The 12,775-nt window shown below is 48.3% G+C and carries 11 protein-coding genes; 2 read left to right on the forward strand and 9 right to left on the reverse strand.

From position 1 onward, the window contains the following. The 9 genes from VMW01_07645 to VMW01_07685 all read right to left on the reverse strand — a co-directional run. Positions 1-761: alpha/beta hydrolase (locus VMW01_07645; GenBank protein ID HUW06119.1), on the reverse strand; the 761-nt coding region annotated here is incomplete at its 3' end. Positions 762-771: 10 nt separating this feature from the next. Beyond that, the gene (locus tag VMW01_07650) at positions 772-2,370 is read right to left on the reverse strand and encodes a hypothetical protein (protein HUW06120.1); all 1,599 of its coding nucleotides are present in this window, start codon (positions 2,368-2,370) and stop codon (positions 772-774) included. A 169-nt stretch (positions 2,371-2,539) separates the two neighbouring features. Beyond that, positions 2,540-3,046 carry a hypothetical protein gene (locus VMW01_07655; GenBank protein ID HUW06121.1) on the reverse strand — a complete coding sequence of 169 codons (507 nt, stop codon included), beginning with the start codon at positions 3,044-3,046 and terminating at the stop codon, positions 2,540-2,542. 194 nt (positions 3,047-3,240) lie between these two features. Further along, positions 3,241-4,257, reverse strand: coding sequence for a 3-oxoacyl-ACP synthase (locus VMW01_07660; GenBank protein HUW06122.1), 1,017 nt, complete (start codon positions 4,255-4,257; stop codon positions 3,241-3,243). 44 nt (positions 4,258-4,301) lie between these two features. Then, a complete protein-coding gene (locus VMW01_07665) occupies positions 4,302-5,309 on the reverse strand; it encodes a ketoacyl-ACP synthase III (protein HUW06123.1) in 1,008 nt (335 codons plus the stop codon). A gap of 11 nt (positions 5,310-5,320) precedes the next feature. Beyond that, positions 5,321-6,631 (reverse strand): acetyl-CoA hydrolase/transferase C-terminal domain-containing protein, encoded by a 1,311-nt coding sequence (locus VMW01_07670; protein HUW06124.1) that lies wholly within the window; start codon positions 6,629-6,631, stop codon positions 5,321-5,323. A gap of 32 nt (positions 6,632-6,663) precedes the next feature. Continuing rightward, positions 6,664-8,220, reverse strand: a complete 1,557-nt coding sequence (locus tag VMW01_07675) for a hypothetical protein (GenBank protein HUW06125.1) — start codon at positions 8,218-8,220, stop codon at positions 6,664-6,666. A gap of 71 nt (positions 8,221-8,291) precedes the next feature. Continuing rightward, on the reverse strand, positions 8,292-9,035 hold the full coding sequence (fabG, locus tag VMW01_07680) for a 3-oxoacyl-ACP reductase FabG (GenBank protein HUW06126.1): 744 nt from the start codon (positions 9,033-9,035) through the stop codon (positions 8,292-8,294). 27 nt (positions 9,036-9,062) lie between these two features. Continuing rightward, the gene (locus VMW01_07685; GenBank protein ID HUW06127.1) at positions 9,063-10,244 is read right to left on the reverse strand and encodes an acetyl-CoA C-acetyltransferase; all 1,182 of its coding nucleotides are present in this window, start codon (positions 10,242-10,244) and stop codon (positions 9,063-9,065) included. Positions 10,245-10,656: 412 nt separating this feature from the next. Between VMW01_07685 and VMW01_07690 the strand changes: the two genes are divergently transcribed. Both VMW01_07690 and VMW01_07695 read left to right on the forward strand, forming a co-directional pair. After that, positions 10,657-10,800: a hypothetical protein gene (locus tag VMW01_07690; GenBank protein ID HUW06128.1), complete on the forward strand. Its 144-nt coding sequence runs from the start codon at positions 10,657-10,659 to the stop codon at positions 10,798-10,800. Between the two features lie 214 nt (positions 10,801-11,014). Then, a partial coding sequence (locus tag VMW01_07695) for a M1 family metallopeptidase (protein HUW06129.1) occupies positions 11,015-12,775 on the forward strand: 1,761 nt, incomplete at its 3' end.

Below are 12,775 nucleotides of genomic sequence, written 5' to 3' on the forward strand. Positions count from 1 at the left end.
AGGGTAGGCACCTTTATATCCTTCAGGTAGTTGATTACGGGTTGATCCACCATTCCATCCACCGATTGAGCAACCGTGTAGCAGTAGGCATCAAAATCGCTGGCGGTACGCATAATTAGGCGGTCAGTTATCATAAACTCGGCCTCCTTGGGAACGCGGTAGAAATTGGTAGCTAGGTTATTCTGAATAGCTTCAGCAGTGGTGAGCTTTACCAACTTCGGGGTCATCACATCTCTAAACCATTGGCTTTGCCCTGCGTTGAAGCGCTCAAAACCTGCCGGATCAACCAGAATTAATCCTTTTACCAGATTTGGGTATAGCAGGGTGGTAACCATGGAAATCTGTCCACCCATGGAGTGCCCAGAGAGGTAGACCTTGCCAAGGTTGAGCTCTTGAGCAAACTCGTTAACTATGCTGGCATAAAAGGTCATTGAGCCGCTGTGAGGTTGCTTGCTCGACTTTCCATATCCGGGTAGGTCTATGGCAATGCAGCGATACTTTTTGCTGAGCTCCGGGATGTTTCGTTCCCAAGCTGGGGAGTAGCTGCCAAGACCATGGATAAAGATGATGGTCTTATCGCCAGTTCCTTGGTCGGTGTAGGCAATGGTATATCCGCTTTCGGGGAGTTGCACCTTCTTAACCGGAAAGGGGTAGGATAGGTCGTCCATGGAGCTAATGTTGGTTAGACTCTTGTATGGAGTGTTGCAGCCGCTCATAAGAAATAATCCGGTTACAATGCCAATATATATAAGCTTTTTCATTGCTAAATCTTTAGAACATTAACCATTTAAACACTATAAAAGCTGTCCACGGATCAACCGGACGGGTATCGGAGTTGCCATTGATGGAGCTGCCGTGCGAGCTCTCCTTGCTGTCGTAAAAGTCGCCAAGGAAGAGGTAGGCTCCGTGCAGCTCAAGGCTCATAAACGGCCCGAAGTTGTAGGCTACGCTGCCATTAATTTCTGTTCCCATATGCATTCCACCTCCCGTGGGTTGGATGTTGCTAAAAGCAATGGCACTGCCAACCTTAGCGTTCATCTTGTTGGGAATAAGTCCCTTGGAGTAGGTGAGGGTGGCGGCTGAGAGACCATACCCCATGTTGGATATGTCGCAAATGGCCGGTGTGAATCGGTTAACCACATTACCCTGTGGCATAAGTATGTAGGCACCCGAGCTGATGAATATTGCTCCCGGAGCACCCCATGTGTCGGCCGTAATCACGCCCGAATATTTTCCATCCTTTATGCCATTGCCATCACCGGAGGTGTAGAGCATGTCGAGGGTTACGTTATCGCTGAGGGTCTGCCCATAGCGATAGGAGAGCCTAAGGTTTGCGGCGTAGCCAAAAATATCGGTGGCCTTCTTCCATTTTGTGCTCGAAAGAGCCTTATTCTCCAGCGTATCAACCCTTCCAATGTTGAAGTTGACAAAGCCGGTAACCATCCAGGGGTCGAGCCAGTGGTCGGTATTGCGACCAAAGAAAGAACCCAGCCAAACGATGTCGGCCTTGTAGGGAACGTCGCCATACTTAAACTGGTAAGCCCCATTGTAGGAGGCCAAAAGGCTATTTAGCCCTTCACCAAGGATGGAAACGCCACCCTTTCCGGAGGCTCTGTCGCGGAGGTAGTAGGAAGACGCTCCAATTTTCCATGCCCTAGTAACATCCTTTTCGCCGGTAAATTCGAGCAGCGAAACGTCATCGTTCTGCTCGATGGCATTTTCATAGAGCTGGTAGTAACCAAATTTCATTCTTGAAAAGTCCCAGTCCTTGCGAACGGAGATTCCCACACCGTCGGTACCCCAGTAAGCTAAACGGTAGCCAGTGGTGGTCATCTTATCGAAAAGTGTCCGGTAGGGATTATATGGGGTATCGAAGAGTCGTTGCAAGCCGAGGTTTACAAACCAACCCTTTGACGGATTAAGTTCAATTTCAATGTTTTGAGTCTGGATGTTAACCTGGTCGGCGGAAATGGCCGATCCGAGGTTTCCACCCACGCCGTAGGAGGCATCGCCCCAGGTCCAATCTATTTCGAAGGATGCTCTAAGCGTTGCCTTTCCGTTGAATAGCTTGGGTTGGTATATAAAGAAGGGAATCAGTCGCTGCTCGAAGTAGCGGGAGGTTAACGAATCGGAAGTTGAAGAGGTGTTGCCACCAAATAGCCTTCCCACAACCTGCCCTTTTAGGAATTCACTCTTGGCGTACATGTTGCTCGTTACACCTTGATTTATAAAGAATGCGAAAAACTGCAACTCCTTATCGGCCTTCTCCGGTATTTCCTTGGAGAAGTATTGGTTGGTTGGGGCTTGTGCGTGCGCAAGCGTCAATGTAATGAGCAGCACAACACATGTAAACAACAAGCTTTTTCTCATTTGTAGTTTGGTTTTTGGGTCAGAAGGAACCTTCAGTATAGGTTTTAGGGATGGCTTCCTAACTCAACCTTTTCTAGTAATGGCGATTATACCGATAAATGATGTTAGGAAAAGATAGCTAAAAAAGAGGTTTACGACACAAGCGCAAACCTCTTTTTTATTCAACTATTTACTTAACAATCTTGATGTACTTCTGAACATTAGTAGTTCCATATGCTCCACCGCTAGTGCTACCAAAGCCACCTGCTGGAGTGGGAGGAGTTACACCAGTAATTTGTGGTTCAGTTTGGGCCACCTCATAGTTCATGGTGTAGGGGCTCATTGTTGCATCAATCTCAAACATTCCTTCGCTGGTTAGCGCAGTTGGACTGCCCTGATTCAGCGTGATTGTCCAGATAGTACCAACAGTCGATTTTGCCTGAGTGTAGGTTCCGGTAAGGGTGGTCTTGGCACCACTGGCAAACGATTCTACAAGGTAGGTGTTATCCGAATTAAATTTAGCATAAATGGAGTCGATACCAAGGTATGCCAACAAGGGTGCTACGTTGGCTCCGGAGGAATACCATTCACCAACAATACCAATTTTTTGAGGATCGGTACTGCTATCGTCGCTACTTTTTTCACAGGCAATCAGTGTAACAGAAAAGAGAAGGGCTAGAGCAATTAGGTTTTTCATAGTGTTTTAAATTTAGTTTGAATTAGTGGTTCTTAAAACGGTATTTGAAGCAAGTAATAAAAGTTGTATGGAGCAGTCAACTTTGATTGAAATAACCTAAGGTTGACTTTATTAACTAAACGTGGGTTGATGTATTTTAATATTAAGATAATGAGTTTATTAACGGTTGTTATGTTGGACATGACTCATCATTTTTATCCCCACCGAATTACGTTGGCACCCCAGGCATATCCAATACCTGCGGCAATCATCGATACAATGGTTCCTTTAGATATTTTTTTCTGCTGTAATCCCAGATGGAGGGAGAGTATCTGATCTATCTGACCAAGATGTCCATAATCTTCAAGGTACACGGTTTGCTCCATGGTGAGCCCCAGCTGGTGAACCATGTGCTCATACATGGAGCGCTTAAAGTGAAGGCCTGCCAGATAGCCAATCTTGTCGCGGTCAATTCCCGATTTTTGAAAAGCCGTGTCGATGCAGTTCATCCAGTTTTTCATGGAAACCTCATTGAGGCGATCCTTCATCTGCTTCTCGTCGAAAACCTTGAGCGACTTATAGGCAACCAAAGCGTTGTCGGCTGTGATTGGGTTACAGGTTCCGCCAAACTCCACCCCAACGGCTCGGGCGAGTGAGCCATCGGTCATGATGTGGGTTCCCAGCAGCAGGTTTTGGGAGTAGTTTTTCTTCATGATTATGGCACCTGCACCTGCCGAAAGGTTATACATAAACGATACAGAAGGTTCCTTGAAGTCGATGAAGTCGCCGTTGCGGTAGCCACCCACAATCATGGCGGTGTTGATGTCGTCGTCGGAAAACATCATATCCTTGGCAATCTTCATGGCGGCTACGGCGGTGCCGCATCGCTGCTGCACATCGATGGCCCAGGCATTGGTTGCTCCAATCTGCTCCTGAATGTAAATGCCGGAAGTGGTGAGCGGATATTCCTTCCACTCCTCGCCAATGCAGATGATGAGGTCGATGGACTTGGGGTCTACGCCTGTGTTTTTGAGCACATCCTGCGCTGCTTTTACACCCATCTCCTGCGTTCCATCGTTTTCACCAGGAACCACAATTTGCCTGATCCCCAACTTTTCGATAACCGCCTGCTCTGTCCAATTTCCACCCGTGGCCTCAGCAATTTGCTTTGCGGTCATCCGCTTCTCGGGGATATATATTCCTGTTCCAACAATTCCTACTAGAGTATTCATAAAATCTGTCTTTCAGATTATTACTATCAACACTAAATAGCTAGCTAGTAAACGAAGAGGTTACTGCCAACTGCCAATCCCGCGCCCGAGGCAACAAAAACAACCCTATCACCTCGTTTCACGTTGCCATCCTTTACGGCGTGGTGAAAGGCCATTGGAACACAGCCGGAACCGGTGTAGCCGTAGCGGTCCATTACCATTGTTGTTTTTTCCAGCGGTTGCTTCAGCTCGTTCATCACCTTTACAATTACCGAGCGGTTGATCTGCGTGAAGATGAAGTGGTCGATCTCGTCTGTTTTTTGGTTGTGATCGGTGAGCAGTTTCTCTACAACCATGGGCCATAGCCTTACGTTCCGGTCGCCAGGCAGTGGTTTAAGGCTTAGCAATCCTTGTTCATTGGCGTTGAGCACCTCGTGGGTTACCGGGTTGTGGCTTCCCCCGGCGTAAATTCCAATGAAATACCACTGTGTGCCATCTGCCAGCTGCGTACCACCGATGTAGGATGAGGTTTTGTTCTCGACTCTCTCGAGCACAAAGGCACCTGCACCATCGGCAAAAATGGAGTATCCAAAGGCATCGTTTTTGCGAATGAATGCCGGCATGTTGTAAACGCCAACCACTACTGCATACTTTATGGCGTGGTTGGTGGCCAGCATGCGGGCAGCAGCGTCGAAGGCAATGGTGAAGCTGGCGCAGGAGGCATTCACATCGAAAGCGGCACTCCACTTTTCGCTACCCTGAAGCCGTCCCTGCACCACAATGGCGGTGGCAGGTGAAATAAATTCAGGAGTGTCGGTAGCCACTATCACCAACCCAATGTCGTCGGTGGCAATTTTGGCATCGGCAATGGCATTGAGAGCAGCCTTGGTAGCAAAGTCGGCTGTGGTTTCGGCAATGCCTCTCAGATGGGCAATGTGCCTTTTGGAGATGCCAACCTTGGCCTCAATTTTTTCTGCATCGAAATCAATGCCGGCCAACTTTTTCAGCTCTTCGTTGCCAATGGGTTCGCCCGGTGCATATATCCCGGTCCCCTTGATTCGTATTGGAAGCATGGTAGATAATTTTATATGTAACCCAATTTTTCTGCCTTAGCGGTAAGCTCATCCCTAAACTTTGGATGGGCAATGGAGATAAGCGCCTTGGTGCGCTCCTTCACTGTGCGCCCGGTAAGCCGAATGGATCCCCACTCAGTCACCACGTAGTCGGTGTGGCTGCGGTGCAAGGTAACGGCAGTTCCTTCTGGTAATGTTGGTACAATGGTTGATATCTGTCCGTTGCGGGCCGTTGCACGGCAGGCAATGATGGACTTGCCCAACCCGTCGAATCCCTCCACGGCACCTACTGCAGTATCGGTTTGGCCTCCGGTTCCGGAGTACTGCTTTGTGCCGATGGACTCGCTGGCAACCTGCCCCGTGAAGTCAACCATAATGCAGGTGTTGATGGAGACCATGCGGGAGTTTTGCTTGACCACGCAAGGGTCGTTCACATACTTTCCGCGCAGAAATTCCACCGCAGGATTGTTGTGCAGCCAACGATACATCTTTTCGGATCCCATAGCAAACGTGCAGATGAACTTACCGTTGTGTAGCGCCTTTTTCTTGTTGGTGATCACCCCAAGCTCATAGAGCTCCATCATGGAATCGACAAACATTTCGGTATGTACACCAAGGTCCTTCTTGCCGTGCAGCGATAGAGCTGCCGCGTTAGGAATTTCGCCTATACCCAGTTGAATGGTGGAGCCATCGTCTACCAGCTCGGCAATGTGCTCACCAATTTTCAACGCCTCCTCATCGGGTTGGGGGGAGGGAAGGGTAGGTGGAACCTGCGAGTGCTCCACAAAGTAGTGAACATCGTCGATGTGGACGTGGGTGTCGCCAAGTGTTCTGGGAAGTTGGTTGTTTACTTCAAGAACCACTATTTCAGCAGCCTCCAGAATATCTTTTTCGTAGGTGATGCCCAGCGAAAGGGAGACGAAACCCTTTTCGTCGGGTGGTGTGCAGGTGCCAACAAACATATGCGGACGGCGTACCTTTAGACGGTCGGTTGCCGACCGGTGGAGCATGTTGGGTACGTATGTAACCGTGCCTGCACCCTCAGCAATGGCTTGCCGCGAACCGGGAGCATGAAACCAGCTGCAGAGCTCAAAGTGCCCCTTCATCTCCGGTTTCATGTAAAAGTCGTAGGGCTTCAGGGTGAGCACCGAGAACACCTTTACCTCCTTCACCCTATCCTTGGCAAGGTGGAATTTGCTCATGCAGCCCTGCGGTTCCGAGGCGCATTGCGCCACGATAATGTCGGTGTCGCTCTTTATGAGGTTGGCAACCTGCTCCGCGGTAATTAGCTTGCTTCGGTATGTGGCGTTGAAATCTTTCATTTTTCTTTATCTTGTTTTCAATAATCAAAATGTTACAGCTTCTGCCTTGCTGGATTCATTCGGCTTAGATACATCAATCCGAATCCAACAATAGCGGAGAGCACAATGGCACTTGAGGCTGCAATGGCCGGATTTAGAACAACCCCTTCCAGATATTTATTATAAAATCCAAAGCTTACTCCGTGGGAGTGGAGAAAGGGGAAGAAGTAGTAAACGCTAAAGTGCATAAGTGCAGCAACCACAGAAGCTACAAAGGGAATCCAAACTTTTATGTTTTTTAAGAAGATACCCATCAGAATTGGCACAAATATGATGGAGAAGTAGGCGTAAACTCCGTTCTGAGCAAGAATGGCTACGCTCAGCTTTGGGTGCAGCAGCTGGTTGCGCGACATCACAAAGGCCACAACGGCCAAAGCCACAATGGCTGCCCGGTTTAACATTATGTATTTTCTATCGGCAAAGCTCTTTTTGTCGCCCCACAAAGGTTTAATAATGTCGTTGGTAATACTGCTGCTCAACGACTGTATCAGCCCTTCCAGCGTAGACATGCCAGCAGAGACCAAGCCAAGTATTACCAGTAGCCCAACCAGCGTTGCTACCAATCCGTTGGAGAAAACCTTTACAACATAGCTGGGTATGATGCTGTCGGTTGCCAACTTTTGACCGTTGAGAGTAAGATCCGGAAACTCCAAGCGTGCGTATAATCCTGCAATAATTACCGAGAAGAAGAGCAGCTCCACCACGATGGAGGTTATCAGAAACTTATTCACATCGGACTCTTTCTTCAGCAGAAGCGACTTGGTGATTATATGTGGCTGGCAAACCACTGCAATTCCTATTACAATTTGGGCAAAAGCAATTTCGTAGAAGTCCCTGAACAGTGGGCTACCCGGGTTTGTGGGTTTTACAAGCGCCGGATCGATACCTGCCAGCTGGCTAAAGAATCCAGTAATTCCACCCTCGAAGTGGGGTAGGCCCGAAAGCAGTAGGATTATTGCTACTACAATCATTATGCTTGCCTGAATCATGTTGGTGTATACCATGGAGTTGGCTCCTCCAAACATCATGTAGCCAAAAACAAAGAGAACAATTGCCGCCAGTGTCCATATTTCGTTGGTGTTGAGTGCACTGGCAAATACTTTTGTGAGAGCTACCAAAATTAGGACAATAAAGGTGATGAGCAGCACCGATAGGAAGGCGATAAATAGCGCATAGTTTTTGTTGTTGAACCGATTACCAATCCAGCTTGCCAGCGACATAGCCTTTACCGACTCTCCATACCTACGAAAACTCTTGGTTAAAACGGCAAGGGATACCACCGTTGCAATGGGGAAGAATACACCAAATGAAAGCACTCCGCTAACGCCGTAAAGGGCAATCAACCCAGGGTTAATTACAAAGGTGGCCGCACTGGTCATGGCTGCTGCCAGCGATAAGCCCACAAAGTAAGGGGAGAAGCTTACGCTACCAACGGCGTAGTCCTTCATGCTTTTTATCTTTACTGCACCCCTAACAACAAAGAATAGGATTGCAACAGCATAGAACGCTATTAGAATCCATGTTCCCAAAACTTGCCCTTCTGTAGCCATGCTTCAAAGTTTTATGTTTAAAGTTAAACAAAAACCACCGTTCAAATTACTTCGAACGGTGGTTTGTTATATTAAATGGTTATGCCGCCATCAACGCTCAGCACAGTGCCATTGATGTAGGCTGCCTCATCGCTGGCCAAAAATAGGTAGGCTGAAGCAATCTCTTCCGGCAATCCCAAGCGTCCAACTGGAACCTTTTCCTCCATGGATTTTAGGACGTTTTCGGGCATTTTTTTCACCATGTCGGTGGCAATAAATCCGGGAGCCACCGCATTTACCGTAACTCCTTTACGCCCCAGCTCCTTGCCAAGTGTCTTGGTCATACCAATGAGCCCAGCCTTGGTGGCCACGTAGTTGGTTTGGCCAAAGTTGCCATAAAGAGCCACTACCGATGAGGTGTTGATAATTCGGCCGTAGCCTTTTTCAACCATAAATCCGCTAACGCACTTGGCACAGTTGAATACGCCCGTTAGGTTAACGTCAATCACCTCCTGCCACTGCTGAGGAGTCATCTTCTTTAGGGAGGCATCGCGAGTGATACCTGCATTATTTACCAGAATGTCAATTTTTCCATGCTTTGCGATGGCGTCGTTGGTAGCCTTTTCAACCTCCTCAAACTTGGCGGTGTTAACCTTGGCAAACTCGGCCTTTCCTCCATTCTTGGCAATCTCGGCAACTGTTTCAGCTCCTTTGGCCTCGTTCATATCCCAAATAAGCACAGTGGCACCTTCGTGGGCAAAGCGGGTGGCAGCAGCCTTTCCGATACCATCGGCACCGCCGGTAATAATTGCAATTCTATTTTCAATGCGTTTCATGTGGTTGTATGGATTATATGATTCAACTTAAATGTTTTCAACAATAAGCGCTGTGCCCTGACCACCGCCAATGCAGAGTGTGGCTAGGCCGGTAGCCGATTTGCGACGCTTCATTTCGTAGATAAGGGTGGTGAGGATTCTGGCACCAGACGCCCCAATGGGGTGACCAAGGGCAATGGCACCACCGTTTACGTTAACCTTTGCCGGGTCGAGCTTAAGGTCACGCGCCACGGCTATGGATTGGGCAGCAAAGGCCTCGTTTGCCTCAATGAGGTCGATGTCGTTAATGGTCATCTTGGCTCTCAACAGGGCCTCCCGAGTTGCCGGTACCGGTCCGTAACCCATTATCTTTGGGTCGAGGGCAGCGTTGCCGTACGATACAATGCGAACTAGTGGCTTTAGCCCAAGCTCCTTGGCCTTGTCGGCCGACATTACAATTAGCATGGCAGCACCATCGTTAATGCCGGAGGCGTTCCCAGCCGTTACGGTGCCCTCTTTCTTGAAGGCAGCCTTGAGCTTAACTAGCTGCTCCATGGTGAGCCCCTGCCGAATAAACTCATCGTTGCTGAATAGTATGGGGTCGCCTTTGCGCTGAGGAATTTCAACGGGCACAATCTCGTCGTTGAAGCGTCCGGCCTTGGTGGCTGTTTCGGCCCTGTTCTGGCTAATGAGGGCAAACTCATCCTGCTCGGCTCTGCTGATGCCCCATTGATCGGCAATATTTTCGGCAGTGATGCCCATGTGGTATTGGTTGAATGCGTCGGTGAGTCCATCGAGGATCATGCTATCGATAATTTGCGCATTTCCCATTCTATAGCCGCTGCGAACTTTATCGAGCAGGTATGGCGCGTTGGTCATACTCTCCGTTCCGCCGGCGAGCACCACATCGGCATCGCCAAGCATGATAAACTGGGCTGCCATGGAAACGGCTCTAAGTCCTGAACCACAGAGCTTGTTGATGGTCATTGCTGGGCTGGTATCGGGGATGCCAGCCTTGATGGAGATTTGGCGGGCAGGATTTTGGCCAAGTCCTGCTGAGAGGATGTTGCCAACAATGGCCTCGTTTATCTCGGCTGGGTTGATGCCAGCACGGGCAATTGCTTCCTTTGCCGCAATTACACCCAAGTCTACGGCACTAAAGCCGCTTAAACTTCCGCTAAAATTGCCAATGGCCGTTCGTGCTGCTGATACTATTACTACTTCCTTCATATTGGTTTGCTGTTGTGGTTTTCAACTTTATCGTTTGTCAGATGCGAAGAAACAACATACCAATACTTAAGACCAGCTGCTTGAAATAAAGGTGGTGTAGACTTAATTTGTATACATTGGTAATATGTTTTGTAAAGTGTAGATATTAAGTGTAATAGATGTATTGCAATATGGGTTGACCTTGAAAATGTTAGAAGAAGAAGTTTATGGAGTTAGAAGAAGTTATATGAAGTTAGAGGAATTAGAAGAAGTAAAAGAATTAAGAGAATTTCATCAACAGTAGGGGCGAAGTGTTTCTCGCCCAATGAATAACTCTAGAACGGACATAGCCCATGGCTTTAGCCATGGGTTAGCGAAGGCCCCAAGCGCGTGCGGTGCACGGTAATAGGATGTAAAAATCTACCTACTATGCATGCACCGCAATCACAGAATGGAATTTAGCATAACTAGAATTTTAGATAGGAATGCCATTAAAATCCTTCAAATCAACAGCTATCCCGACGAGGTTATTGCTGAGGCGTTGGAGATATCCAAAACATTTGGCAGTGTTATTTAAGGCTCTTCTTGGTGGATTTTGCAAAGGCGTTAGCTTGCTTGAACTACTGTTTAAACTTTTCCAGATAACGCTATTCTAAATACCGTAATTGGGTAGCACCTTGAACTTTACTCTACTGAGCTAGCTCGGTAGGTTTCCCAATGTTATTTAATGTAAGATTATAGCATCATCTATCAGTTAAAGTCAATAGCAACAACCTAAAAATACCCCTGAAATGGATATGAGAAAGAGCGTAGTAATGGTGGCCGCAATGCTTGCAGGCTACGGTTTGGCTGCCCAGCCAACGAAATTGTATGTTCCCACCAACGTTCAGCGGGCCATTGAGCATGGCACCCGAACAATGAGCGGCGTCCCAGGGCCTACCTATTTTCATAATAGCTCCGCCTACCAGATTAATGCCACGTTTAACCCAGCAACGGCCAAGCTGGAGGGAACGGAAACTGTAACCTACCACAATGCTAGTCCCGATACGTTAAAATATCTGGTGGTTAGGCTCTATCCAAATATATTCCAACCTGGAATGTTTCGGCAAATGGAGGTCGATTCGGCAGATATTAACCGTGGCGTAACCATTAGCCAAGTGCAGTTAAATGGGGTTACAGTTCCGGCATCCAAGTTTCACTTTGTAGGAACCAACCTTGTTGTTCCCTTACCTTCCGCACTTGAGCCAAAGTCGTTGCTGAAAATGGAGGTGAGCTGGGATGTTACCCTGCCCAACAAGACTCAGCTACGCTTGGGCCGTTACGATTCAACCTCCTACTTTGTGGCCTACTGGTATCCGCAAATTGCCGTTTACGATGATGTTAATGGATGGAGCAGAGAAAGTTATACTGGATTGGCAGAGTTCTACAACGATTTTAACAGCTACGACGTGGAGGTTAACCTGCCCGCTGGCTACGTGGCATGGGCCACTGGGGTGTTGCAAAATCAGTCCGCGCTATTTACCGATAAAATCTTGGGACGAATTGCTCAAGCACAGGCCTCCGATAGTGTGGTTAGCATTATCACCGCCAACGATTACTGCGATGGCGATGTGCTTCGCAGCAAGGGTGAAAACACGTGGCACTTCAAGGCAGACAACGTTACCGATTTTGCCTTTGGCACCAGCACGCATTACGTGTGGGACGGCACCAGTGTTGAGGTGGATTCTGCTACCGGACGACGGGCCATGGCAAATGCTGTTTACAAGGTCGGTTCCATCGAGGGAAGGGGTATAGCAGCCATTGCTAGGCACACCTTGCTGCGCCTTTCAACCGACCTCATTGGCGTTCCATACCCATATCCGCATAACACCATTTGGGAGGGGAATTCGGGCATGGAGTTTCCCATGATGTGCAACGATGGCCCGGTTGAGGATACGCTGGAGAAGGTATTTGTTACCTCGCATGAGGTTAGCCACAGCTACTTCCCGTTTATGGTAGGAACTAACGAAACCCTTTACGGATGGGTCGATGAGGGGCTGGTGACCTTTATTCCAAAGGCCATTGAGCAGGAGGCTGGGAATAAGAATGCTCACTACTACATTGCCTCCTACAGTCGTCATGTTATGGGGAGCAGCAACGATGTGCCGCTTTCAGTGCCAACAACAGAGCTCAGTGCCGGAACCTATTTTATGCAAAACTATGGAAGAGCTGCTGCTGGCTTCTACTTCCTGAACGATATGTTGGGTAAGGAGACCTTCCGCAAGGTGATGCAGGAGTTTATTCACCGGTGGGCGGGAAAGCATCCAACACCTACCGATTTAGCACTTACATTTAATGCTGTGGTGGGAGAGGATTTGGCTTGGTTCTGGAACCCTTGGTTTTACCAGTATGGCTATGCCGATTTAGCGCTAAGTAACGTTTCTGCAAAGGGGAATGATTTAAGCCTTAAAGTTCAAAAGAAGGGGAGTTTTCCTGTTCCAGTAAAGCTTACCATCACGTTTGCCGATGGAGCTACCACCTCGGTTTACAAAACGGCTGCAGTTTGGAAGGAT

This window comes from Williamwhitmania sp. (assembly GCA_035529935.1).
In the GTDB taxonomy this organism is placed as follows: Bacteria; Bacteroidota; Bacteroidia; order Bacteroidales; family Williamwhitmaniaceae; genus Williamwhitmania.

What these genes read in the sequence shown, in the direction of transcription:
- VMW01_07655 (HUW06121.1), bottom strand. Translation starts at nt 3,046, where the DNA reads ATGAAAAACCTAATTGCTCTAGCCCTTCTCTTTTCTGTTACACTGATT.
- VMW01_07690 (HUW06128.1), top strand. Translation starts at nt 10,657, where the DNA reads ATGCACCGCAATCACAGAATGGAATTTAGCATAACTAGAATTTTAGAT.
- VMW01_07665 (HUW06123.1), bottom strand. Translation starts at nt 5,309, where the DNA reads ATGCTTCCAATACGAATCAAGGGGACCGGGATATATGCACCGGGCGAA.
- VMW01_07670 (HUW06124.1), bottom strand. Translation starts at nt 6,631, where the DNA reads ATGAAAGATTTCAACGCCACATACCGAAGCAAGCTAATTACCGCGGAG.
- VMW01_07660 (HUW06122.1), bottom strand. Translation starts at nt 4,257, where the DNA reads ATGAATACTCTAGTAGGAATTGTTGGAACAGGAATATATATCCCCGAG.
- VMW01_07685 (HUW06127.1), bottom strand. Translation starts at nt 10,244, where the DNA reads ATGAAGGAAGTAGTAATAGTATCAGCAGCACGAACGGCCATTGGCAAT.
- VMW01_07650 (HUW06120.1), bottom strand. Translation starts at nt 2,370, where the DNA reads ATGAGAAAAAGCTTGTTGTTTACATGTGTTGTGCTGCTCATTACATTG.
- fabG (HUW06126.1), bottom strand. Translation starts at nt 9,035, where the DNA reads ATGAAACGCATTGAAAATAGAATTGCAATTATTACCGGCGGTGCCGAT.
- VMW01_07675 (HUW06125.1), bottom strand. Translation starts at nt 8,220, where the DNA reads ATGGCTACAGAAGGGCAAGTTTTGGGAACATGGATTCTAATAGCGTTC.